Source organism: Streptomyces sp. L2, from assembly GCF_004124325.1.
In the GTDB taxonomy this organism is placed as follows: domain Bacteria; phylum Actinomycetota; class Actinomycetes; order Streptomycetales; family Streptomycetaceae; genus Streptomyces.
On sequence record NZ_QBDT01000001.1, the window covers coordinates 2132213 to 2156730 of the forward strand.

Annotated in this window: 15 protein-coding genes; 10 read left to right on the forward strand and 5 right to left on the reverse strand. The window is 71.1% G+C overall.

Annotation, left to right across the window (positions count from 1 at the left end; genetic code table 11):
* Positions 1-3 precede the first annotated feature (3 nt).
* The 5 genes from DBP14_RS08885 (at position 4) to DBP14_RS08905 (ending at position 8381) form a co-directional block, all read left to right on the forward strand.
* Positions 4-1737: an ABC transporter ATP-binding protein gene (locus DBP14_RS08885; RefSeq protein WP_129306472.1), complete on the forward strand. Its 1734-nt coding sequence runs from the start codon at positions 4-6 to the stop codon at positions 1735-1737.
* Between the two features lie 38 nt (positions 1738-1775).
* Positions 1776-3506, forward strand: coding sequence for an ABC transporter ATP-binding protein (locus DBP14_RS08890; protein WP_206739433.1), 1731 nt, complete (start codon positions 1776-1778; stop codon positions 3504-3506).
* A gap of 333 nt (positions 3507-3839) precedes the next feature.
* Positions 3840-5894, forward strand: coding sequence for a M4 family metallopeptidase (locus tag DBP14_RS08895; protein ID WP_129306474.1), 2055 nt, complete (start codon positions 3840-3842; stop codon positions 5892-5894).
* A 232-nt stretch (positions 5895-6126) separates the two neighbouring features.
* A complete protein-coding gene (locus tag DBP14_RS08900) occupies positions 6127-7785 on the forward strand; it encodes a M4 family metallopeptidase (RefSeq protein WP_129306475.1) in 1659 nt (552 codons plus the stop codon).
* Positions 7786-7859: 74 nt separating this feature from the next.
* Entirely contained in the window at positions 7860-8381 is a 522-nt protein-coding gene (locus DBP14_RS08905; protein ID WP_129306476.1) for a DUF1990 domain-containing protein, read from the forward strand.
* 102 nt (positions 8382-8483) lie between these two features.
* Here the strand turns inward: DBP14_RS08905 and DBP14_RS08910 are convergent, their stop codons facing one another.
* Both DBP14_RS08910 and DBP14_RS08915 read right to left on the reverse strand, forming a co-directional pair.
* On the reverse strand, positions 8484-9230 hold the full coding sequence (locus DBP14_RS08910) for a class I SAM-dependent methyltransferase (protein WP_206739233.1): 747 nt from the start codon (positions 9228-9230) through the stop codon (positions 8484-8486).
* Positions 9227-10360: an asparagine synthase-related protein gene (locus DBP14_RS08915; protein ID WP_241740848.1), complete on the reverse strand. Its 1134-nt coding sequence runs from the start codon at positions 10358-10360 to the stop codon at positions 9227-9229. The genes DBP14_RS08910 and DBP14_RS08915 overlap by 4 nt, the downstream gene beginning before the upstream one ends.
* A 221-nt stretch (positions 10361-10581) precedes the next feature.
* Between DBP14_RS08915 and DBP14_RS08920 the strand changes: the two genes are divergently transcribed.
* Complete coding sequence (locus DBP14_RS08920) at positions 10582-11418, forward strand: transcriptional regulator (RefSeq protein WP_241740849.1); 837 nt, start codon at positions 10582-10584, stop codon at positions 11416-11418.
* A 173-nt stretch (positions 11419-11591) separates the two neighbouring features.
* On the opposite strand, the gene DBP14_RS08925 is transcribed toward DBP14_RS08920, so the two are convergent.
* The 3 genes from DBP14_RS08925 to DBP14_RS08935 form a co-directional block, all read right to left on the reverse strand.
* On the reverse strand, positions 11592-12083 hold the full coding sequence (locus tag DBP14_RS08925) for a SitI3 family protein (protein ID WP_129306477.1): 492 nt from the start codon (positions 12081-12083) through the stop codon (positions 11592-11594).
* An 84-nt stretch (positions 12084-12167) separates the two neighbouring features.
* The gene (locus tag DBP14_RS08930) at positions 12168-13535 is read right to left on the reverse strand and encodes a lipase family protein (RefSeq protein ID WP_129306478.1); all 1368 of its coding nucleotides are present in this window, start codon (positions 13533-13535) and stop codon (positions 12168-12170) included.
* Between the two features lie 157 nt (positions 13536-13692).
* Positions 13693-16311 carry a glycosyltransferase family 1 protein gene (locus DBP14_RS08935; RefSeq protein WP_129306479.1) on the reverse strand — a complete coding sequence of 873 codons (2619 nt, stop codon included), beginning with the start codon at positions 16309-16311 and terminating at the stop codon, positions 13693-13695.
* A 461-nt stretch (positions 16312-16772) separates the two neighbouring features.
* On the opposite strand from DBP14_RS08935, the gene DBP14_RS08940 reads away from it, so the two are divergent.
* The 4 genes from DBP14_RS08940 to glgB all read left to right on the forward strand — a co-directional run bounded on the left by DBP14_RS08940 (position 16773) and on the right by glgB (position 24516).
* The gene (locus DBP14_RS08940; protein ID WP_129306480.1) at positions 16773-18956 is read left to right on the forward strand and encodes an alpha-1,4-glucan--maltose-1-phosphate maltosyltransferase; all 2184 of its coding nucleotides are present in this window, start codon (positions 16773-16775) and stop codon (positions 18954-18956) included.
* Positions 18953-20653, forward strand: coding sequence for a maltose alpha-D-glucosyltransferase (treS, locus tag DBP14_RS08945; RefSeq protein WP_129306481.1), 1701 nt, complete (start codon positions 18953-18955; stop codon positions 20651-20653). The genes DBP14_RS08940 and treS overlap by 4 nt, the downstream gene beginning before the upstream one ends.
* 114 nt (positions 20654-20767) lie before the next feature.
* The gene (locus DBP14_RS08950) at positions 20768-22192 is read left to right on the forward strand and encodes a phosphotransferase (RefSeq protein WP_164992285.1); all 1425 of its coding nucleotides are present in this window, start codon (positions 20768-20770) and stop codon (positions 22190-22192) included.
* Positions 22189-24516: a 1,4-alpha-glucan branching enzyme gene (gene glgB, locus DBP14_RS08955; protein ID WP_129306483.1), complete on the forward strand. Its 2328-nt coding sequence runs from the start codon at positions 22189-22191 to the stop codon at positions 24514-24516. The genes DBP14_RS08950 and glgB overlap by 4 nt, the downstream gene beginning before the upstream one ends.
* The last annotated feature ends 2 nt before the right edge of the window (positions 24517-24518 follow it).

Consider the following 24518-nt stretch of genomic DNA (forward strand, 5'->3'; position numbering starts at 1 on the left):
AGGATGATCGACGCCTACGAGGATCCGGGTACGCCGGACGTCCGGGGCGGCTGGCACTACCTGGGCTGGCTGGTGCGCCGGCAGCTCGGGCGGGCGGTGGCCGGCGCGGTGCTCGGCAGTGTGTGGCTGTCGCTGATGGCCGCGCAGCCGTACATGATGGCGCGGGCCGTGGACGACGGGCTGGTGCCCGGCCGGACGGCGGTGCTGGGCGGCTGGACGGCGGCGATGTTCGTCGTGGGCTCGTTCAACGCCTGGCTGAGCATCATGCGGCACCGCACGATGACCCGGGTCCGGATGGACGCCAACTTCCGCACGGTCAAGGTGGTCGTCGGCCACACGGCCCGGCTGGGTGCCGTACTCCCGCGCCGGGCTGGCGCCGGGGAGGTCGTGACCATCGGGGTCGGTGACGTCGAGAAGGTCTCGCAGGCCCTGACCCTGGCCGGGCCCGGGGTGGGCGCGGTCGTCGTCTATCTGGTGGTGGCGGGGCTGCTGCTGGACGTCTCGGCGCCGCTCGCCGCGGTCGTGCTGCTCGGGCTGCCGGTGATCGGGCTGATCACCGGGCCGCTGACCAGGCGGTTGCAGGGTGCGGAGAGCGAGTACCGGGAGCGGCAGGGCGTGCTGACCGCCCGGATCGGGGACCTGGCGGGCGGGCTGCGCGTTCTCAACGGGCTCGGCGGCAAAACGCTGTTCGCGGACGCGTTCCGCACCGACTCCCGGCGGCTGCGGGAACAGGGCTACCGGGTGGGCGCGGTGACCAGCTGGGTGCAGGCGCTCGGCGTGGGCCTGCCGACGCTGTTCCTGGCCGTGGTGACCTGGCTCGGCGCCCGGCTGGCCGCCCAGGGGTCCATCAGTGTCGGTGACTTGGTCGCGGTGTACGGCTATGTGGCGGTGCTGGTCGGCCCGGTGGCGTTCTTCCTGCAGATGGCGTACGAGCTGAACGTCGGTGTGGTGGCCGCCCGCCGGATCGTGGGGCTGCTGCGTCTGGAGCCCGAGCCGGACCCGGGCACCCTGCCCGCGCCGGACGGCCCGGCGGAGCTGTACGACCCGGTGTCCGGGGCGCGGGTGGCGCCGGGTCGGCTGACCGTGCTGGCCGGCGCCCGCCCGGCCGAGACCGCCGCCGTGGTCGACCGCCTCGGCCGGTACGCGCCCACGGACGTCACCTGGGGCGGCGTCCGGCTCGACCTGGTACCGCTGGCCGAGGTGCGCTCGCGGATCCTGGTGGCCGACAACGAGGCGGACCTGTTCGCCGGGCCGCTGCGGGACGTGGTGGCGGCGGAGCGGGCGGGCGACGAGGAGGCGCTGCGCCGGGCGGTGTCCGCGGCCGCCGCCGACGACATCGTCCGGGGGCTGCCGGACGGGCTCGATTCGATGGTCACGGGGCAGGGGCGCAGTCTGTCGGGCGGGCAGCGGCAACGCGTGCGGCTGGTGCGGGCGTTGCTCGCGGACCCGGAGGTGCTGATCGCGGTGGAGCCGACGTCGGCGCTCGACGCGCACACGGAGGCGACGGTCGCGCAGCGGCTGCGGGAGGCGCGGGCCGGCCGTACGACGGTGCTGACGTCCACCTCGCCGCTGGTGCTGGACCGCGCGGACACGGTGCTGTTCCTGGCCGAGGGCAGGGTCGCGGCGAGCGGCCCGCACCGCCGGCTGCTGGCCGACGAGCCGGGTTACCGGGCCCTGGTGGCCCGGGACGCCGACGTCGTGTCCGACGTCATGGACACGGAGGGGGTCGTACGGTGACGGCGGTCGAGGGGGCTCTGCCGGTCGCGGACCGGGCGATGGTGCGGCGGGCGGTCGTACGGCTGGTGCGGGCCGACGGGCGGGCGTTCGCGTGGGCGGCGCTGCTGAACGCACTGGCGGCCGGTGCGGGGCTGGCGGGGCCGTGGCTGGTCGGGCGGATCGTGGACGAGGTGCGGGCCGGGCACGGGGTCGGCGCGGTGGACCGGCTGGCGCTGTGGATCCTGCTGTGCGCGCTGGCCCAGTCGCTGCTGGCCCGCTGGGCGCGGTACGTGGGGCACCGGTTCGGGGAGCGGACGCTGGCCCGGGTGCGGGAGGAGTACGTCGACCGGGTGCTGGCGCTGCCCGCGTCGGCGGTGGAGCGGGCGGGCACGGGTGACCTGACGGCGCGGGGTACGGCGGATGTGGCGACCGTCGGCACCACGCTGCGGGACGCCGGGCCCGAGTTGCTGGTGTGCACGGTGCAGGCGCTGTTCGTGCTGGGCGCGGTGTTCGCGCTGGCTCCGCTGCTGGCGCTGCTGGGGGTGGTGGGGCTGACCCCGATCTGGCTGGCGCTGCGCTGGTACCTGCGGCGGGCCCGCGCCGGTTACCTGGCCATGCGGGCGGCGACGTCGGAGGTCACCGAGATCGTCGCGGCCACCGCCGCGGGGGCCCGGACCGTGGAGGCGTTCCGGTTGCGGGGGCGAAGGACCGCGGCGAGCCGGGAGGCGCTGGAGACGTCCCGCCGGACCCGGCTCCACACGCTGTTCCTGCGGTCCGTGCTCTTCCCGGCGATCGAGGTGTCGTACACCATTCCGGTGGCCGGGGTGCTGCTGGCCGGCGGGTGGCTGCACGCGCGCGGAGCGGTGGGTCTTGGCGCGGTGGTGGCGTCGGCGCTGTATCTGCGCCAGCTCACCGAGCCGCTGGACCAGATCCTGATGCGGGTGGAGCAACTCCAGTCCAGCGGGGCGGCGTTCGCCCGGGTGGAGGGGCTGGCGGCGGCGCCGAGGAGTGAGCGGGCCGGCGGGCCGGCCGCCCCGGTGGACGACCGGATCGAGGTGCGCGGGGTGCGGTACGCGTACGAGCGGGGCGGGGAGGTGCTGCGCGGGGTGGACCTGACGGTGCGGCCGGGGGAGCGGCTCGCGGTGGTCGGGCCGTCCGGCGCGGGGAAGACGACGCTGAGCAGGCTGCTGGCGGGCGTGGACGCGCCGGGGGCGGGTTCGGTGACGGTGGGCGGGGTGCCGGTCGCGGCGCTGGAGCCCGAACGGCTGCGCCGCCAGGTGGTGCTGGTCACCCAGGAGCACCACGTGTTCCTCGGCACGGTCCGCGACAACCTGCTGATCGCCGAGCCGGCGGCCACCGACGCGCGGCTGTGGGCGGCGCTGGCGGCCGTGGGTGCCGACGACTGGGCGCGCGCCCTGCCGGACGCCCTGGATACGCGGCTCGGGCCGGGCGGCCACCCGGCCGACGGCAGCCGGGCCCAGCAGCTGGCCCTGGCCCGGGTGGTGCTGGCCGACCCGCACACGCTGATCCTCGACGAGGCGACGGCCCTACTGGATCCGGCCACGGCCCGGCACACCGAGCGGGCGCTGGCCGCCGTCCTTAAGGGCCGTACGGTCATCGCGATCGCGCACCGCCTGCACACCGCCCACGACGCGGACCGGGTGGCGGTGATGGAGGACGGCCGGCTGACCGAACTCGGCAGCCACGAAGAGCTGGTGGAGGCGGGTGGCGCCTACGCGTCCCTGTGGCGGACGTGGCACGGGGACGAGGGCGCCGACGCCGCCGTCTGACCTGGGCCGGAAAAGGACGCGTTCGTTTTTCGCCGCCCGACGGGGGCGAACAGTTCGCATAGCGGACATGAACACCCGGCGAACGAACGATTTTCAGCCAACCTGGTGACGCGACCCTGACAATACGCACCCTCTCCTGTCACTCTTCCCCACGGTCGCCCCACAGCCACCCCACAGGAGCCCCCACGCTCCCCCGGCCACGGCGACGACCGCTGTTCCACGACCGCCCCGCCGCGGCGGTTGCTCTGCGCACCACCAGTTCTGCCCGGACGGGCCACCCCTCGTCCGGTCTCCCCATTGGCCGTGGGACCCGCGGCCACGCAGAAGGAGTACGTGTTGAGTAGCAGCACCTCCCCCATATCCCACCGCCGGGCGGCAGGCGTCGCCCTGGCCGGTGTCGCGGCCCTCATCGCCACGGCGGTGCAGGCGGGCGCGGCGAGCGCCACCCCCACCGACGCGGCCCACCACGCGAAGCCGGACCAGGCCCACGTCGCCCTCAAGCTCACCCCCTCGCAGCGCGCCGAGCTGATCCGGGACGCCGACGGCGCCAAGGCGCACGCGGCCAAGGAGCTGGGCCTCGGCTCGCAGGAGAAGCTGGTCGTCAAGGACGTCGTCAAGGACCACGACGGCACCCTGCACACCCGCTACGAGCGTACCTACGCCGGTCTGCCCGTCCTCGGCGGCGACCTGATCGTCGACACCGCCAAGTCCGGTCAGACGGAGCACGTGGCCAAGGCCATGAAGGCGAGCGTGGCGGTCAAGGACCTCACCGCCAACGTGTCGAAGGCGAGCGTCCAGCAGAAGGCCGTCGGCCAGGCCAAGGCGCTGGGCAGCAAGAAGGCGGACGTCGACCGGTCCTCCCGCAAGGTCATCTGGGCGGCGAGCGGCAAGCCGGTGCTGGCGTACGAGACGGTCGTCGGCGGCTTCCAGGACGACGGCACCCCGAACCAGCTGCACGTCATCACCGACGCCAACACGGGCAAGGAGCTGTTCCGCTACCAGGGCATCGAGACCGGTGTCGGCAACACCCACTACAGCGGCCAGGTCTCGCTGACCACCAGCCAGTCGGGTTCGGGCTACACCCTGACCGACACCGCGCGCGGCGGCCACAAGACGTACAACCTCAACCACGGTACGTCCGGCACCGGTTCGCTGTTCTCGCAGGCCGGCGACACCTGGGGCGACGGCACCAACTCCAACGCCGCCACCGCGGGCGCGGACGCCGCCTACGGCGCGCAGGAGACCTGGGACTTCTACAAGAACACGTTCAACCGCAGCGGCATCCGCAACGACGGCGTCGGCGCCTACTCGCGCGTCCACTACGGCAACTCGTACGTGAACGCGTTCTGGGACGACAGCTGCTTCTGCATGACCTACGGCGACGGCTCGAACAACGCCGACCCGCTGACCTCGCTGGACGTGGCCGGCCACGAGATGAGCCACGGCGTCACGTCCAACACCGCCGGCCTGGAGTACAGCGGTGAGTCCGGCGGCCTGAACGAGGCCACCTCCGACATCATGGGCACCGGCGTCGAGTGGTACGCCAACAACTCGTCCGACAAGGGTGACTACCTGATCGGCGAGAAGATCGACATCAACGGCGACGGCACGCCGCTGCGCTACATGGACAAGCCCAGCAAGGACGGCGGCTCCGCCGACTACTGGTCCTCCGGCGTCGGCAACAAGGACGTCCACTACTCCTCCGGCGTCGCCAACCACTTCTTCTACCTGCTGTCCGAGGGCAGCGGCGCGAAGACCATCAACGGCGTGAACTACGACTCGCCCACGTCGGACGGCCTTCCGGTCACCGGCATCGGCCGGGACAAGGCGCTGCAGATCTGGTACCGCGCGCTGACCACGAAGTTCACCTCCACCACCGACTACGCGGGCGCCCGTACCGGCACCCTCGCGGCCGCGGGCGAGCTGTACGGCACGTCCAGCGCCGAGTACAAGGCGGTGCAGGACGCGTGGGCGGGCGTCAACGTGGGTGCGCGCTCCGGCGGCACCGACCCGGGCGACCCGGGCGACCCGAGCGGCGGCTCCACGTTCGAGAACAGCGCCAACGTCGCGATCCCGGACCACGGTTCGGCCGTCACCTCGTCGGTCAGCGTCACGGGCCACAGCGGCAACGCGCCGGCCAACCTGCAGGTGTCGGTCGACATCGTGCACTCCTACGCCGGTGACCTCCAGATCGACCTGGTCGCCCCGAACGGCGCCTCGGCCCGGCTGAAGAACGCCAGCTACAGCGACTCCTCCAGCGGCGTGCACCAGACCTGGACGGTCGACGCCTCCAGTGTCGCGGCCAACGGCACCTGGAAGCTGCGCGTGCAGGACATGTACTCCGGCGACACCGGCTACATCGACGACTTCAAGCTCGTCTTCCCGTAAGCCGCAGCAGTCGTCGCACCAGTGCGTGAGCGCCGTCCGGGGGTGACCCCGGGCGGCGCCCGCACGCTCAGGACCTTCGCCAGCCGTGACCCTTTAGCCAAGGCTCTGTGAAGATCCTGACATGTACGCGCCGTGAATGTGATGCTCTGTAGACCGCCGCAGGAGAGCACCACCGCACCACCGAAGGGCAGCTGCTCCGCGCTGCCCCGACCCCCCACGACAAGGAGCTTCTGTGAGCCCCGTCCACGCGCGACGCAAGCGCACCACACTCGTCGTCTCCACCGCGGTCGCCGCCGGCGCCCTGGTCTCCGGCGCGCTGGCCGCCGGTGCCTTCGCGGACACCCCCGCCACGCACACCACCGCCTCGGGCGCGGCCCCGGCCGCCCTGACCGCCGGCGCCCGCGGCACGCTGATCCAGGACGCCCAGGCCGACGCGGCGGACACGGCGCGGTCCCTGGGCCTCGGCGCCAAGGAGAAGCTGATAGCCAAGGACGTCGTCCGCGACACCGACGGCACCGTCCACACCCGCTACGAGCGCACCTACGCCGGACTGCCCGTCCTCGGCGGCGACCTGATCGTCCACACCGCCAAGTCCGGCAGGACCGAGGGTGTCACCAAGGCGACCACGGCCAGAATCAAGGTCGCCTCGCTCACCCCGAAGATCACCCCGGCCAAGGCCGAGAAGCAGGCGCTCGGCGCCGCCCGGACCCTCGGCTCGGCCAGGACCGCGGCGGACGGCGCCCGCAAGGTGATCTGGGCCGGCTCCGGCAAGCCCGTCCTCGCCTACGAGACGGTCGTCGGCGGCCTCCAGGACGACGGCACCCCCAACGGCCTGCACGTCATCACCGACGCCGCCACCGGCAAGAAGCTCTTCGAGCACCAGACCATCGAGACCGGCGTGGGCACGGGCAAGAGCCTGTACTCCGGCACGGTCGGCCTGAACACGCAGAAGTCGGGCTCGTCGTACCAGCTGTACGACACCACGCGCGGCGGCCACAAGACGTACAACCTCAAGCACAGCAGCAGCGGCGCCAAGGGCACCCTGTTCACGGATGCCGACAACGTCTGGGGCACCGGCAAGGCGTCCAGCTCGGCCACCGACCAGACCGCGGCGGTCGACGCGGCCTACGGCGCGCAGGAGACCTGGGACTTCTACAAGAAGACGTTCGGCCGCAACGGCATCAAGAACGACGGCAAGGCCGCCTACTCGCGCGTGCACTATGGCAACTCGTACGTGAACGCGTTCTGGGACGACAGCTGCTTCTGCATGACCTACGGCGACGGCGAGGGCAACGACCACCCGCTCACCGCGCTGGACGTCGCCGGGCACGAGATGAGCCACGGCGTCACGTCCAACACCGCCGGCCTGGAGTACAGCGGTGAGTCCGGCGGCCTGAACGAGGCCACCTCCGACATCTTCGGCACCGGCGTGGAGTTCTTCGCCAACAACGCCACCGACAAGGGCGACTACCTCATCGGCGAGAAGATCGACATCAACGGCGACGGCACGCCGCTGCGCTACATGGACAAGCCCAGCAAGGACGGCGGCTCCGCCGACTACTGGTCCTCCGGCGTCGGCAACAAGGACGTCCACTACTCCTCCGGCGTCGCCAACCACTTCTTCTACCTCCTCGCGGAGGGCAGCGGCGCGAAGACCATCAACGGGGTCAAGTACAACTCCCCGACGGCCGACGGCTCCAAGGTCACCGGCATCGGCCGCGCCAAGGCACTCCAGGTCTGGTACAAGGCCCTGACCACGTACATGACCTCGACGACCGACTACAAGGCCGCCCGCACGGCGACCCTGAAGGCGGCGTCCGACCTGTACGGCGCCACCAGCACCGAGTACAAGACGGTGGCCGCGGCCTGGACCGCGGTGAACGTGAAGTAACCGGGGGGTTTCCGATTCCCCTGGGCGGCACCCGGCGAAAGATCACTCCGGGTGCCGCCCTACCCTTGTGACCCATGTCATCCGCGTCCTTCTCCTACGAGCCGGTCGGCGCGACCCGCGACGACCTGACCGTCTGCCCGCCCGGCTTCCATCCCATGCTCGTGCGCACACGCATCGGCGAGGGACAGGAGGTCTTCGACCGGGCCGCCGAGGCGGTCCTCACCTGGGAGATGCACCGCGCGATGGGCGTGGGCATCGACGCGAGCGCCGAGCGCGCCGCCTCCGGCGTCAACGTCACGGTCACCCTGGCCGGCCTGATAAAGGCACCCTGCCGCATCATCTGGACCATAGAGCACCCCCGCCGCAGCGGCTGGGCCTACGGCACCCTGGAGGGCCACCCCGAGGCCGGCGAGGAGGCCTTCATCGTCGACCGCACCGGCGACGGCACGGTCTGGCTCACCGTCGCCGCCTTCAGCCGCGGCGCCAAGTGGTACGCCCGAGCCGGCGGCCCCGCCACCCGAGGCCTCCAACACGCCTACGCCCGCCGCTGCGGGGTCGTACTGCGCAAGCTGAGCTCGGGGGCGGAGGAGGACTGAGGTCCCCCCAGTCCTACGACTGACTCTCCCGCGGCACGGCCGCCCAACCGACTGCCGTCAGGAGTCGGGCGGCGGTGCTGGTGCCATTTATCGTTCCGCCGGTCACCGCGGATTTTGTCGGGCCACCGTGTACGCGGTGGGGCCAGTGAGCCCAGCACCTGTGCCGTCGAGCATGTCCAGGACCTCGAAGCCGGCGCCCTCCGCGTAGCGTTCGAGCTCTTGGGGGAACAGGACACGTCTGCGGATCTCGTCTCGGGCCTCGTCGCCCGAGGGGAGCATCCAGTGCCGGTACATGGTGTTGATCTGGGTCCGCAGATCCCACGTGTGGCGGATGGTGACGGTCGCGGATCCCGTCGGGGTGTCGACCGTGGCGGTGGTTGCCTCTGTCCGGGTGATCGGGGCGATGGGGGAACAGAGCACGAGCAGCGCTCCTGGCCGGGCGTGGGCGGCGAAGGTGGCGAAGACCTGGCTGATCGCCTCGTTACCGTGCACGTAGGCGAGGCTGTTGCCCATGCACGTCACCACGTCCATGCGGCTGCCGAGTCGTGCGGTGCGCATATCGCCGGTGCGGATGTCCAGCCCGGGCCGGGCCTGATGGGCGTAGTCGACCATGCCGGGCTGGAGGTCCACGCCGATGCACTCGAAGCGCTTGGCGAGGATCCCCAGGTCGCGGCCGGTACCGCATCCGAAGTCGACAAGGGTTCCGGCGTCCGGCCTGTGCAGCTCGATCAGGGTCTCGCACATTGCGGAACTCGTGCTGTCGGACTGGACCACGTCGTAGAGTGCCGGATCGCGGTACAGCAGGTTGGTGGCTTCCACGTGCTCCGCTTCCGTGATGGGGCTGGTCACATGAGGCTTCGCAGGCCGATCTCCAGGGCGACCACATCGCACAGCAGATCGGGAACGACCAGCACGGAGTCGGCGTTCCTCCGTGCCTGGGCGAGAGCTCTACCGTCAACGTAGCCGAGGTCCACCAGGATGGACTCCTTCATCATGTCGTCCAAGACCGACAAGCCGTACGAACGCAACCCCTTTTCCAGAACGGCCAGGAGGTTCTCCGGTTCGGCCGGATTGGCCACCCACTCGGGCAGCCCGGCCCGCCGGATCCGCTCGCGGAACAGCGCCTTGCCACGCTTGTGTTCGTGCGGTAACTGCTCCATGAAGCGCACAATGCGTGGGTGTGCGAGCGGGCTCACCGGCCAGATTCCGGCCCTGAGGAACCCGGGGTTGTGCATTCCGAACGCCATCAGGGTCGGTAGGGGCAGCACCGGAATGGGGGCCAGGTGCTCGTTGACGTCGGTGAGCGCTCGGATTGCGTTGCCGCCGAGCCACGGCACGGGTTCCGGCGTCGGCAGTTCGGCCTGTGTCCTGGAGTGGTGGGCGTTGACCTCGTCCCCACCGCTGCCCGTGAACATGACCTCGCACCGCCGGGCGGCTGCCTGCTCGCGCACGACGTCGAACGCCTCCTGGTAGAAGGCTCCCGCCGGATCGTGCGGCTTGCACAGATCGCGCACGCCTCCGGCGCAGAAGGGTGGGTGCCGCATGGCGGGGGTGGCCGTGTCCCGGAAGCCGCAGTGCTCCACCAGGGCCCGGCGCCGCTCGCGCTGCTTCCTGCCAATGCTTCCTCCCACCAGCAGGCCGAAGCTGTACACCTCAGGGAAGCGGCCTGCCTTCAAGGCCAGGGCGACGTTCCCGGAGTCCGCGCCACCGGACAGCTCCACGCCCACGCATCCGGTTGCCGTCGGCGCCTGGCGGCTCACGTCAGTCAGCAACTCGTCCAGAGCGGCGAGTGGATCAACGCCGGGACGCAGCGTACGTGGCTCAAGTACGTGTTCGGCGGGGTCGGGGTAGTGGATGCTGAGTCCCGAAGGGGTGAATGTGGCCGCTGCCCGTTCGGTGAGGCGGTAGACGCCTTGGAAGAGCGTCTCGGACGTGTAGCGGTGCTGCCTCGTCAGCGTTCGGGCGACAACGCGCGGCACCAGACGGTCGGCCCGCAGATGCGGTCGCAGCAGTGCCAGGTCCCACGAAGCGTGCAGCTCACCGGCCTTTTCTGTCAGATAGAGCGGGGCCGTGCCGAAGACACCCGTCGACAGACGGGCTTCCCCCCGGCTCCATGGTGAGTGCGACGAAGTCGGCCTCGCCCCGCTTGCACTCCTTCACGCGGACCCGTACGCAAGGTGCCTGGTCGTCGCTGACCTCCATGACCAACGTGGACACGTTCGCGGGCTCGATCCAGCTCTCGCCGTTGATCCAACGGCCGCCCTGCGATCTCCACTCGGGCTCCTGGAGATCGGCCAAGCGCAGACGCATCGACAGCATGTCGTCCCTTTCCGATGTCGTGCGGCGGGGCGGGGCCGCGTACGGCTCCGCCCCGCCTGGCGTCAGCCCTAGATCACTCGAACTGGCGGGCGCCGCCGAGGACCATCTGACCTACTGCACCACCCTGCGCGGCATGAGCGTCCAGGCGATCGACCTCCGCCATGGGACGAAGGCCATGGAGCTGGCCGACGTCGCTGCTGCGGCCTCCCCGAAAGCCGGGCCCCGTATGCGGGCCTTCCTCGCCGGTCAACAGGCGCACGCCGCCGCGCAGACAGGCAACCGGGCAGCCGCAATGCGGTACATCCGAGAGGCTGAGGAAGCCATGGACCGCGCCGAGTCGCGCGGCAAGGCGTTCGGTTCGTATGATCCTGCGGCACTCAACTACCACATCAGCCAAGTCCGTTACGAACTCGGTGACGTTTCCGGCGCCATCGAAGCCATGCAGGAGTCGGACAAGGTGCGCTACAGCGTCTACCGACGCGCCCGTGTACGGCACCGCGGCACCCTGGCTGAGCGCAAACTGGAGATCGGTCACCTGGATGCGGCCTGCGCTATCTGGCACCAGGCGCTCGACGACTACCCGATGGTGCAGTCCGCTCGCGCCGACGACCGGATCAGGACCATGTTCGGCCTCCTGCGACCCCATCTGAAGAACCCGACGGCGCACGACCTCTATGAGCGAGCACGGACGATCGCACCACCGTCGTTGGTCACCTGATCCCGGTCATGCCGAGGGACGCGACGATGAAGCCAAGGGACACGGGACGCAAAATCCCGTGATCTGAGGTGCTGAACGCATGCGTGACCTCGGCGCTGGAACACCCTAGTGCGGGCTGGAAGCTCACCGGCAGGGAAGCGAAACGCCATGGCCCGCTCCCCCGCCGACCCCCATCAGAAGGAGTCGAACATGTGGGTTTGCCGTCGGTAGGGCTGTTGCAGCAAGGAGAGGCGCTCGGGACGCCAGATGTCGTCCCGTTCGTTGAGGTTCAGTTCGCCGTTCTTGCGGAAAAGCCAGATCACCTCGTACTGGAAGTGCAGTACCGCATCACCGTCGACCCGGGCCAGCAACGGCGCCACGAGACGGATCATGTCGTCTTGCTGAATCCAGGTTTCCGTTTCCTTCCCCATACGGAACGCCACCGCCGCAGTCCGGGTCAGGCCGAGATCAGTGACGATGGGGTCCCAGGGGTGTGGGGGTTCCTCCTCAAGAACGCGAACCCACATGCCCTGCGGGGTGTACAGGAACACCTGTTTGTTCATCAGTCGCTCGCCGGTGAATTCGGCGCCGAACACACCGGTGTCCCTGCCGATCTCAGCGAGCCGGCCCGCGACATCGGCCGCAGGCAGCTGTGTCGCAAGGTTGAGGTCCATGTCGATCGCCATGAGCGGCAATCCTTCCAACAAGGGGCCCTGCGAGGAAGCGCGAGAAGGCACGTGCGGCCCCGCCGCGTGGAGTCGGTGCGGGGGTCAGGAAGGATCCGTCGGCTGTTCCGGGGTGAGGTCGTTGCCCGCCGGGATGCTGCCGCAGCTGGTGGGGGCCGGCTTCGTGGTGAAACGGGCGTTGAGGTAGGCGAGGGCCTGGGGGGCCCAGGCGGCGGCCGTGCCGATGTGGCTGAGGAGGTCGTACTGGTGGTACTTGAGGGGGGCCTTGCCGGTGGCGCAGTACTGGCGGGCCAGCGCCCGGACGTCGCCGGAGACCATGACGCCGTCGCCCCTGCCGATGCCGGGCGGGTTGCCGAAGGTGCCCTCGAAGACGCCGCCGTTGCCCTCGGCGATGAAGCCGGGGATCGTCGGGGTGGGCGCCGAGCCGAGGTTGACCTTGTTGACCGCCTCGACGAACTCGGGGATCGAGTCGGGGTCGCTGTATGCCGGCTTCGTCAGCTTCTTCCAGGTCAGGCCGGGGTAGTGGCCGAGCGCGTCGAGGAGGGAGCCGTGCTCCAGGGAGGAGTACACCTTCAGGCCGTAGTCGTTGAGGTAGGGCTTGAGGTCGATGCCGTAGGAGCGGGCGACCCCGATGACGGCCATGGGGATGACGCCGGACCAGACGAGGGAGCCGTTGACGTACTTGAGGTTGTGCGCGGGGTCCACGAGCAGCCCGCCCTCGGCGTAGCCGACCAGCCGCTCGTTGACGTCGGGGGCGTAGGAAGGGGCCAGCGCCGAGGCCCAGTTGGTGGCGATGGCCCCGCCCGAGTAGCCGATGAGGCCGACCCGCGTGTCCGTGGTCATGCCCGTGTCCGCGGCGGGGTCCGAGGCCGCGCGGATCGAGTCCAGGGTGTTCCGCGCGTACTCGGGGCCGGCCGCGAAGTCGGCGCTCTGGCCCTCGGTGTCGGGGATGACGACGGTGTAGCCCTGCGCCACCAGCGGCGCCAGGAACAGGTTCTCGGTGTTCGCGATGAGCCCGCCCAGGCTGACGTCGCCCGCGATCGCGCGGGACGGTCCGTCGGCCGGGTTGAGGGAGTCGTAGAACGACTGGTACGACACCGCCTTGCTGCCGTCACCCGTGATGCTGCGCACCACCGTGGTCACGTTGGCGGCCGGGCGGCCCTGGGCGTCGGTGGTCCGGTAGAGCAGCTGGATGGCCTTGAGCGGTGTGGGCACGCCCACGATGTGGTACGTCAGCGTCCGCCTCTTGAGCACGGCGCCCGGCGCGTACGAGGACAGCGGCTTGCTGCCGTCGTACGTGTAGAACGCGTCACCCGACGAGGACGAGGACGACGACGTGGGCGAGGACGACGGTGACGTGGTCGCCGCGGCGGCGGTGGCGGCCGGTACGGCTGCCGAGGCCAGTGCCGCTACGACCGCCGTCGCCAGGACCCGCTTGCTGGTTTTGGGCATGACTCTCCCCCGCAGATCGTGAGCACCTGGTGAACTGGATCACAAGGAGGTGACCCGCGAGTAAGTTACCTAGGCGTAGGGTCGCTGCCTAGGGTCTTGAACGGTAAATATTTCGGCATGGGACGAGAGTCGGGCCCGGGCCGGACGGGGGCGGCCCTCAGCGCAGCAGTACCCCGGCGCCCTCCCCCGTCTCCTCCGACGGCGCCGTGACCAGGCCCAACTCCGCGCCGGACGCGAGCAGCCGATGGCTGGGAAGGATGCGCACCGTGTAGCCGTAGGGGCCGGTGCGGTCCAGCGCCAGGGGCCCCTCGTAGACGCGGCGGCCCTCCAGGTCGGGGGTGCCCGTCGGCTTCAGGGGGACCGTGACCGCGTCCGTGATGCGGTCCTCGGCGTCCACCCGGCCGGAGACCGCCTGCACCTCGACGTCGTCCGGGGTCAGCTCGCCGAGGCCGACCCGGACCCGCAGACCGACCGTCGTGCCCAGTTCCGCGGTGGCCGCGGTCGCCGTCGTCTCCACGTGATCGACCGTCACCCCGTGCCAGGCCGCGCGCACCCGCGCCTTCCACGCGGCCAGTTCGGTTGCCGCGTCCGGCGTCAGGGAGCGGTGGGAGACGGCGGCCGGCGTGTAGAGGCGGTCGACGTACTCGCGGACCATGCGGCCCGCCAGCACCTTGGGGCCGAGCAGGGTGAGGGTCCGGCGGACCATCTCGATCCAGCGGTCGGGCAGACCGCCGCGCCCGCGGTCGTAGAAGCGCGGCGTGACGTGCCGCTCCAGCAGGTCGTACAGCGCCGCCGCCTCAAGGTCGTCGCGCCGGTCGGGGTCGGTGCCCGCGCCGTCCGCCGTCGGCACCGGCCAGCCGAAGTCCGGCTGGAACCATTCGTCCCACCAGCCGTCCAGCACCGAGAGGTTGAGGCAGCCGTTGAGGGCCGCCTTCATCCCGCTCGTGCCGCATGCCTCCAGCGGGCGCAGCGGGTTGTTCAGCCAGACGTCGCAGCCGGGGTAGAGCTTCTGCGCCATCGCCATGCCGTAGTCGGGCAGGAAGACGATGCGGTGGCGGACCCGCGGGTCGTCCGCGAAGCGCACCAGTTCCTGGACGAGCCGCTTCCCGCTGTCGTCGGCCGGGTGCGCCTTGCCCGCGACGACGATCTGAAGGGGCCGTTCGGGGTGCAGCAGCAGTTCTGTCAGCCGGTCCCGGTCGCGGAGCATCAGCGTGAGCCGCTTGTACGACGGGACGCGGCGGGCGAAGCCGATCGTCAGCACGCCGGGGTCGAGCACGCCGTCGATCCAGCCCAGCTCGGCGGCCCCTGCGCCGCGCTGCCGCCAGGAGGCGCGCAGCCGCTGCCGTACCTCTTCCACGAGCTGCTCGCGCAGGCACCGGCGCAGCTCCCAGATGTCCTGGTCGGGGATGTCCGCGACGGAGTCCCAGCGGTCCGAGCCGCCGACGGTCAGCGCGTCCTCGGCCCGCTGGGCGCCGATCTGCCGGGCGCCGAGCCGGAACACCTCGGGGGCGACCCAGGTCGGCGCGTGCACCCCGTTGGTGACGGAGGTGATCGGCACCTCCTCGGGGTCGAAGCCGGGCCAGAGGCCCGCGAACATCTCGCGGCTGACCCGGCCGTGCAGCACGGACACCCCGTTGGCGCGCTGGGCCAGGCGCAGCCCCATCACGGCCATGTTGAACAGGTTCGGCTCGCCGCCCGGGTACGTCTCCATGCCGAGCGCCAGGATCCGCTGCACCGGAAGGGCCGGCAGTTCGGCGTCGGGCCCGAAGTGCCGGGCGACCAGCTCCCGGTCGAAGCGGTCGATGCCGGCCGGGACCGGGGTGTGCGTGGTGAACACCGTCCCGGCCCGTACGGCCTCCAGGGCGGCGTCGAAGTCCAGGCCCCGCGCGCACAGTTCGGCGATCCGCTCCAGGCCGAGGAAGCCTGCGTGCCCCTCGTTGGTGTGGAACACCTCGGGCTCGGCGTGCCCGGTGAGCCGGCAGTACGTGCGCACGGCCCGTACCCCTCCTATGCCGAGCAGCATCTCCTGGAGCAGCCGGTGCTCGCTGCCGCCGCCGTAGAGCCGGTCGGTCACCCCGCGTTCGCCGGGGCCGTTCTCCTCCACGTCGGAGTCGAGCATCAGCAGTGGCACCCGGCCCACCCGCGCCAGCCAGACGCGGGCGTGCAGCGCGGTGCCGCCGGGCAGCGCGAGGGAGATCCGGGCGGGCGAGCCGTCGGGCTCCTTCAGCAGGGTGAGAGGCAGTTCGTTGGGGTCGAGCACCGGGTAGTGCTCCTGCTGCCAGCCGTCCCGGGACAGGGACTGCCGGAAGTAGCCGTGCCGGTAGAGCAGTCCCACACCGATCAGGGGCACGCCGAGGTCGCTGGCGGCCTTGAGGTGGTCCCCGGCGAGGATGCCGAGGCCGCCGGAGTACTGCGGCAGGGCGGCCGTGATGCCGAACTCCGGGGAGAAGTAGGCGACGGCGGCGGGCAGGCCGTCGCCCTGTGCCTGGTACCAGCGGTCGCCGGTCAGGTAGTCCTTCAGGTCGTCGGCGACCGCGCCGAGCCGGCGCCGGAAGCGCCGGTCCCCGGCGAGTTCGGCGAGCCGTTCGGGCCGCACACTGCCCAGCAGCCGTACCGGATCGCCCTCGGTGGCGGCCCAGCGCTCGGGGTCGACGGCCTGGAACAGGTCGCGCGTCTCCGTGTGCCAGGACCAGCGCAGATTGCGCGCCAGGTCGCTCAGTGGCCGGAGGGCGTCGGGGAGTGCGGGACGGACGGTGAACCGACGGATCGCCTTCACTTTCCACCTCGGGCGCGTCGCGGGGTGAGACGGCACGGCAGGGGGCCGCGCGGACCGTACGGCGGCACGGGCCCCGTGGGGCGTACGGCCCCGACGTGTACGTCTCGACGTCACTGTCGACCGTAGCCGCTGACGGGCCGTCGGCGGGGACGCGGCGGGGCGGGTGTCGGGCGCACCGGACGCACGCACGGGGCGCGGACCCCCGCGCACCGGGAAAGGCACGGGGGCAATCCCGTTCATACGAACGGGGCTTGGACACCGGCGCGTCGGGCACCCGGAAAAAGAGGCCGGACTTGTGTGTCGACATACGCGCGAGTAGTTAACAATGTTCCGGATTGCCCACCCGAGCGGGGTGGGAAGGCTCCTCCGGTACACCCCACAGCCGTACCGCAGCACACCCGCAGGACCCACCTCCCCAGAGTCATCCGCCCACACCCTCGTTGACGCGGACAGGAGCGGTCATGCCCGCCACGCACCACTCGTCAGCACCCCCGACAACCAGCACGGCAGCGGACCCCGCGGACAGGACGGCGGACCACGCCGGCCGGGCCGCGGACAGCCCCCGCAAGCCGGCGCGGCGGAGAGCGCCGGGCGGGAAATCGAGGAAGCCCGCACAGGACGCCCCCGCCCCGGCCTCGTCCGGGCGGCGTCCCGCCCCCGCCGCACCCGTCATCGGCCGCATCCCGGTCCTCGACGTCCGCCCGATGGTCCAGCAGGGGCGCAAACCCGCCAAAGCGGTGACCGGTGAGTCGTTCGAGGTGTCGGCCACGGTGTTCCGGGAGGGACACGACGCCGTCGCCGCCAACGTCGTCCTCCGGGACCCCAAGGGGCGCCCCGGCCCCTGGACGCCGATGCGCGAACTCGCCCCGGGAACCGACCGCTGGGGCGCGGACGTCACCCCGGACGCCCCCGGCCGCTGGACCTACACCGTGGAGGCCTGGTCGGACCCGGTCGGCACCTGGCGGCACCACGCGCGGATCAAGATCCCGGCCGGGATCGACACCGAGCTGGTGCTGGAGGAGGGCGCGCGGCTCTACGAGCGGGCGGCCGAACAGGTGCCCGACGAACGGCGCGCCCTGCTCCTGGACACCGCGGCCGTCCTGCGCGCGGAGGACCGCCCGGCGGCCTGGCGGCTCGCGGCGGCGCTGGCGCCGGAGGTGGCGGAGGTGCTGGCCCGCTATCCGCTGCGGGAGCTGGTCACCGTCTCGGAGCCGATGCCGCTGCTGGTGGAACGCGAACGCGCCCTGTACGGCTCCTGGTACGAGTTCTTCCCCCGCTCCGAGGGCACCCCCCAACAGCCCCACGGCACCTTCCGCACCGCCGCCCGCCGGCTGCGCCCCATCGCCGACATGGGCTTCGACGTCGTCTACCTCCCCCCGATCCACCCGATCGGCACCACCTTCCGCAAGGGCCCCAACAACAGCCTCGACCCCGGACCGCATGACGTCGGCGTGCCCTGGGCGATCGGCTCCCCCGAAGGCGGCCACGACGCGATCCACCCCCAGCTGGGCACCCTGGAGGACTTCGACGATTTCGTAGGTGAGGCCCGCACGCTCGGCCTGGAAGTGGCCCTGGACTTCGCGCTGCAGTGCTCCCCGGACCACCCCTGGGTGCACAAGCACCCCGAGTGGTTCCACCACCGCCCCGACGGGACGATCGCCTACGCCGAGAACCCGCCGAAGAAGTACCAGGACATCTACCCCATCGCGTTCGACGCGGACATGGACGGCCTGGTCGCCGAGACCGTGCGCGTGCTGCGGTTCTGGACGGGGCACGGAGTGCGGATCTTCCGCGTCGACAACCCCCACACCAAGCCGGTGGTGTTCTGGGAACGGGTCATCGCCGAGGTCAACGGCCGCGACCCGGACGTCATCTTCCTGGCCGAGGCGTTCACCCGCCCGGCGATGATGCACACCCTGGCCCAGATCGGCTTCCAGCAGTCGTACACCTACTTCACCTGGCGCAACAGCAAGCAGGAGCTGACGGAGTACCTGACCGAACTCTCGGGTGAGGCCGCCTCCTGGATGCGGCCGAACTTCTTCGCCAACACCCCCGACATCCTGCACGCCTACCTCCAGCACGGCGGCCGGCCCGCCTTCGAGGCCCGTGCCGTCCTCGCCGCGACCCTCTCCCCCACCTGGGGCATCTACAGCGGCTACGAACTGTGCGAGAACACCCCCCTCAGGGAGGGCGGTGAGGACTACCTCGACTCGGAGAAGTACCAGCTCAAGCCCCGCGACTGGGACGCCGCCGCCCGCGAGGGCCGCACCCTCGCCCCCCTCATCACCCGCCTCAACACCATCCGGCGGCAGAACCCGGCCCTGCACCGGCTCCGCAATCTGCGCTTCCACCACACCGACAAGGACGCGGTGATCGCCTACTCGAAGCGCAGCGGATCGAACACGGTTCTGGTCGTCGCGAACCTCGATCCCCACCACACCCAGGAGGCGACGGTCTCGTTGGACATGCCGCAACTCGGCCTGGGCTGGCACGAGTCGGTGCCGGTGCGCGACCTGCTCACCGGCGAGACCTATCACTGGGGCAGGACCAACTATGTGCGACTCGAACCGGGTCATAGTCCCGCGCATGTCCTCACGGTCCTGCGACCGTCCACCCCGCAGACCGGAGGGGCACCCACCACATGATCGTCAACGAGCCCGTGCCGGACACCTTCGAGGACACGCCTGCCAAGGACCGGGATCCGGAGTGGTTCAAGCGCGCCGTCTTCTACGAGGTCCTGGTCCGCTCCTTCCAGGACAGCAACGGCGACGGCGTGGGCGACCTCAAGGGCCTGACCGCCAAGCTCGACTATCTGCAGTGGCTCGGCGTGGACTGCCTGTGGCTGCCGCCGTTCTTCAAGTCCCCCCTGCGCGACGGGGGTTACGACGTCGCCGACTACACCGCCGTCCTGCCGGAGTTCGGTGACCTCGCCGACTTCGTGGAGTTCGTGGACGCCGCCCACCAGCGCGGCATGCGCGTCATCATCGACTTCGTCATGAACCACACCAGCGACCAGCACCCGTGGTTCCAGGAGTCGCGGCGGGATCCGGAAGGCCCGTACGGGGACTACTACGTCTGGGCCGACGACGACAAGCAGTTCCAGGACGCGCGGATCATCTTCGTCGACACCGAGGCGTCCAACTGGACCTTCGACCCGGTCCGCAAGCAGTACTACTGGCACCGGTTCTTCTCGCACCAGCCGGACCTGAACTACGAGAACCCGGCCGTGCAGGAGGAAATGATCTCCGCGCTGAAGTTCTGGCTGGACCTGGGCATCGACGGGTTCCGGCTGGACGCGGTGCCGTACCTGTACCAGCGGGAGGGCACCAACTGCGAGAACCTGCCGGCGACGCACGAGTTCCTGAAGCGGGTCCGCAAGGAGATCGACACCCAGTACCCGGACACGGTGCTGCTCGCGGAGGCCAACCAGTGGCCGGAAGATGTCGTCGACTACTTCGGGGACTACGCCTCGGGCGGCGACGAGTGCCACATGGCGTTCCACTTCCCGGTCATGCCGCGCATCTTCATGGCCGTACGCCGGGAATCGCGCTACCCGGTCTCGGAGATCCTGGCCAAGACCCCGGCCATCCCCTCCAACTGCCAGTGGGGCATCTTCCTGCGCAACCACGACGAGCTGACCCTGGAGATGGTCACCGACGAGGAACGCGACTACATGTGGGCCGAGTACGCGAAGGACCCGCGTATGCGCGCCAACATCGGCATCCGGCGGCGCCTGGCCCCGCTCCTCGACAACGACCGCAACCAGATCGAACTGTTCACCGCCCTGCTGCTCTCCCTGCCCGGCTCGCCGATCCTCTACTACGGCGACGAGATCGGCATGGGCGACAACATCTGGCTCGGCGACCGGGACGCGGTGCGGACGCCGATGCAGTGGACACCGGACCGCAACGCCGGGTTCTCGTCCTGCGATCCGGGTCGGCTGTTCCTGCCCACGATCATGGACCCGGTCCACGGCTACCAGGTCACCAACGTCGAGGCGTCCATGTCGTCGCCGTCGTCGCTGCTGCACTGGACCCGCCGCATGATCGAGATCCGTAAGCAGAATCCTGCCTTCGGACTGGGGTCCTACACCGAGTTGCCGTCCTCCAACCCAGCAGTGCTCGCGTTCCTCCGGGAATACGAGGACGACCTCGTGCTGTGTGTCCACAACTTCTCCCGGTTCGCGCAGCCCACCGAGCTGGACCTCAGCCGGTTCGGCGGCCGGCACCCGGTCGAACTGTTCGGCGGGGTCCGCTTCCCGGCGATCGGCGACCTGCCGTACCTGCTGACCCTCGGCGGCCACGGCTTCTACTGGTTCCGGCTGCGGCGCGAAACCCCCTGAGAGCCCCGGCGGTGGGGCGGTTTGCGCCGTCCCACCCGGGCGGCGGTTTCCGGCGTCCGGACCGGGGCACGCATCAGTGACACCCCGACCACGGGGGAAAAGGACGTGACGCCCATGGCGGAAACGGTCACCCTGTTCGGCACCACCTCCGGCTCGACCAGTCCCGGCCCCCTCCTCGCGTCGCTCGATCCGCTGTTGCGGGAGTGGCTGCCGAGGCAGCGCTGGTTCGCGGGGAAGGGACGCCCGGTCACCGGGTTCACCCCCGTGGCCGCCACCGAACTCCTCCCCCCGGCCGGCCGGCTGGGCCTGTACCACCTGCTGCTGCGCGTGCACCAGCCGTCCACTCCGGACGCACCGACACACCCCGGCGACTGCTACCAGCTGCTGATAGGCGTGCGTGAGGCGCTGCCGCCCCGGCTGGCGCCCGCGCTGATCGGACACGTGGACGAGGGGCCGCTCGCCGGACGCACGGTGTACGAGGCCCTCTACGACCCCCGGCCCGCCGAAGTGCTCCTGGAGGCCCTGCGCACCCGGGCGCGCGTCGGCGGGCTCCGTTTCGAGGGGGACCCCGGGCAGGAGATACGCGCCGGGCTGGTGGCCCGGCTGCTGACCGCCGAGCAGTCCAACTCCTCGGTGGTCTACGGCGACACGTTCATCCTGAAGCTGCTGCGCCGGGTCGTGCCCGGCGTCAACCCCGACCTGGAGATACCCCTGGCCCTGGCCCGCGAGAGCTGCCCCCGGGTGCCGGCGCCGACCGCGTGGATACGTCAGGAGCTGGACCCGGAGCCGTACGTCCTCGGGGTGCTCCAGCCGTTCGTGCGCGGCGCGAGCGACGGCTGGGAGCTGGCGCTGCGCGAGCTGGCCAAGGGCGAGGACTTCACCGCCGAGGCGCGGGCGCTGGGCCGGGCCACCGCCGAGGTGCACACCGCGCTGGCCCGCGCCCTGCCCACGGTGACGCTCGGCCAGGCGGCGCTGAGACTGCTGGTGGACGGCATGACCGAGCGGCTGGCGGCGGCCGTACAGGCGGTGCCTCTGTTACGGCCGTACGAGGAGGGGCTGCGCTCCGCCTACGAGGCGCTGGCCGAGCTGGCCGCCGAGGGCAGCACCTGGACCGCCCAGCGGATCCACGGCGACCTGCACCTCGGGCAGTGCCTGCGCTCCCCCTCCGGAACCTGGTCGCTGATCGACTTCGAGGGTGAGCCGGCCCGGCCGCTGGCCGAACGGCGCATGCCGCAGCCACCGGTGCGCGATGTCGCCGGGATGCTGCGCTCCTTCGACTACGCGGCCCACTCCGTGAGCCCGCCCGCGCCGGACTGGGCGCACGCGTGCCGCTCCGCGTACTGCGCGGGGTACGCGGAGGCCGCCGGCCGGGACCCGCGCACCGATCCGGTCATGCTGCGGGCCTGTGAGACCGACAAGGCCGTCTACGAAGTCGTCTACGAGGCCCGGCACCGCCCCGAGTGGCTGCACGTACCGCTGTCGGCGGTCCGCCGCCTCGCCACGTCCGACCCGACCCTCGCCCGGGAGACCCGTCCGTGACGTCCAAGAAGTCAGCCAGTGCGAAGAGCAGGACCGGTAAGACTGGTAATTCCGGTAAGACCGGCAAGGGCGCACAGAAGGCTGCCCGGGTTCCGGCGGCCCGCGCGCCTCAGCCGCCCCCGGCCGAGGCCGCCAAGGTCAGCCCTGCCCTGGGCGCGACTGACCGTGAGCGGCTGTTGTCCGGCACGCACCACGATCCGCACGCGGTGCTCGGCGCGCATCCGGTGCCCGGCGGGGTCGCGTTCCGCGCGTTCCGGCCGTACGCCCGCTCGGTCGCCGTCGTCTCCGGTGAGCTGCGGGCGGATCTGCACGACGACGGCGACGGGTTCTTCTCCGCGCTGCTCCCGCTGGCCGAGGTCCCCGCCTACCGGCTGCTGGTGGCGTACGACGGCCCCGCCCGGGAGACTGAGGACCCCTACCGTTTCCTGCCCACGCTCGGTGAGCTGGACCTGCACCTGATCGGGGAGGGCCGGCACGAGCAGCTGTGGCGGGTGCTCGGGGCGCACGTCACGACCCACCAGGGCGTGACCGGCACCGCGTTCTCCGTGTGGGCGCCGAACGCGCGGGGCGTGCGGGTCGCCGGTGGCTTCGACTTCTGGGACGGCACTGGTCATCCGATGCGCTCCCTCGGCTCGTCCGGGGTGTGGGAGCTGTTCGTGCCCGGCGTCGGCGAGGGCGAGCTGTACAAGTTCGAGATCACCCGCCCGGACGGGACCCGCACGCTGCGCGCCGATCCGCTGGCCCGCCGTACCGAGGTCCCGCCGGCCACGTCCTCGATCGTGCACGCCTCGCACCACGCGTGGGAGGACGCGGAGTGGATGGCGCACCGCGCGGACACTCCGGTGCACGAGGCGCCGTTCTCGGTGTACGAGGTGCACCTGCCGTCCTGGCGGCCGGGGCTCTCGTACCGCGAACTCGCCGAGCAACTCCCCGCGTACGTGAAGGACATGGGCTTCACGCACGTGGAGCTGATGCCGGTCGCCGAGCACCCGTTCGGCGGCTCCTGGGGCTATCAGGTGACGGGCTTCTACGCGCCGACGGCCCGCCTCGGCACCCCGGACGACTTCAAGTACCTGGTGGACCGGCTGCACCAGGCGGGTATCGGCGTGCTGATGGACTGGGTGCCGGCCCACTTCCCGCGGGACGACTGGGCGCTGGCCGAGTTCGACGGGCGTCCGCTGTACGAGCACCACGATCCGCTGCGGGCCGCGCATCCGGACTGGGGCACGCTGGAGTTCGACTTCGGGCGGCGGGAGGTGCGCAACTTCCTGGTCGCCAACGCGGTGTACTGGTGCCAGGAGTTCCACATCGACGGGCTGCGGGTGGACGCCGTCGCCTCGATGCTCTACCTGGACTACTCGCGCGAGCCGGGCCAGTGGACGCCGAACGAGCACGGCGGCCGGGAGAACCTGGACGCGGTGGCGTTCCTCCAGGAGATGAACGCCACGGTCTACCGGCGCTGCCCGGGGGTGGTGACCGTGGCCGAGGAGTCGACGGCCTGGGACGGCGTCACCCGGCCCACGCACCACCAGGGGCCGAGCGGGTTCGGCGGACTCGGGTTCGGGCTGAAGTGGAACATGGGCTGGATGCACGACTCGCTCCAGTACATGAGCCGGGAGCCGGTGCACCGGGCGTACCACCACGGTGAGTTGACGTTCTCGATGGTGTACGCGTACAGCGAGAACTACGTGCTGCCGATCTCCCACGACGAGGTGGTGCACGGCAAGCGGTCGCTGGTGTCGAAGATGCCGGGCGACTGGTGGCAGCAGCGGGCCGGGCTGCGCGCCTATCTGGGCTTCATGTGGGCGCATCCCGGCAAGCAACTCCTCTTTATGGGACAGGAGTTCGCCCAGGGCGCGGAGTGGTCGGAGGCGCACGGCCCGGACTGGTGGCTGCTGGATCCGGCGTACGGCGCGGAGGCGGACCACCGGGGCGTGCGGGACCTCGTCCGGGACCTGAACGCGCTGTACCGGGCGGCCCCGCCGCTGTGGCGGCGGGACACCGACCCGGCGGGCTTCGAGTGGATCAGCGGGGACGCGGCGGACGACAACGTCCTCGCGTTCCTGCGCCACGACGCCGACGGCACCCCGCTCCTCGCGGTGTCCCACTTCGCCCCGGTGGTCCGCCACGACTACCGGATCGGGGTCCCCGACGACGTCCCGGCCTGGCACGAGTGCCTCAACACGGACGCGGTCCGGTACGGCGGCGGCGGGCTCACCGGCACGGACGTCGTCAAACCGGAGCCCCGGCCCTGGCACGGCCGCCCGGCGAGTGTCCGCCTCACCCTCCCCCCGCTGTCCACGCTCTGGCTGCGGCCCGCCTGACG

Excerpts from the sequence above, each read along its gene's own strand:
- DBP14_RS08885 (WP_129306472.1), top strand. The coding sequence starts at position 4 with ATGATCGACGCCTACGAGGATCCGGGTACGCCGGACGTCCGGGGCGGC.
- DBP14_RS08890 (WP_206739433.1), top strand. The coding sequence starts at position 1,776 with ATGGTGCGGCGGGCGGTCGTACGGCTGGTGCGGGCCGACGGGCGGGCG.
- DBP14_RS08905 (WP_129306476.1), top strand. The coding sequence starts at position 7,860 with ATGTCATCCGCGTCCTTCTCCTACGAGCCGGTCGGCGCGACCCGCGAC.
- DBP14_RS08920 (WP_241740849.1), top strand. The coding sequence starts at position 10,582 with ATGACCAACGTGGACACGTTCGCGGGCTCGATCCAGCTCTCGCCGTTG.
- DBP14_RS08925 (WP_129306477.1), bottom strand. The coding sequence starts at position 12,083 with ATGGCGATCGACATGGACCTCAACCTTGCGACACAGCTGCCTGCGGCC.
- DBP14_RS08930 (WP_129306478.1), bottom strand. The coding sequence starts at position 13,535 with ATGCCCAAAACCAGCAAGCGGGTCCTGGCGACGGCGGTCGTAGCGGCA.
- DBP14_RS08940 (WP_129306480.1), top strand. The coding sequence starts at position 16,773 with ATGCCCGCCACGCACCACTCGTCAGCACCCCCGACAACCAGCACGGCA.
- treS (WP_129306481.1), top strand. The coding sequence starts at position 18,953 with ATGATCGTCAACGAGCCCGTGCCGGACACCTTCGAGGACACGCCTGCC.
- DBP14_RS08950 (WP_164992285.1), top strand. The coding sequence starts at position 20,768 with ATGGCGGAAACGGTCACCCTGTTCGGCACCACCTCCGGCTCGACCAGT.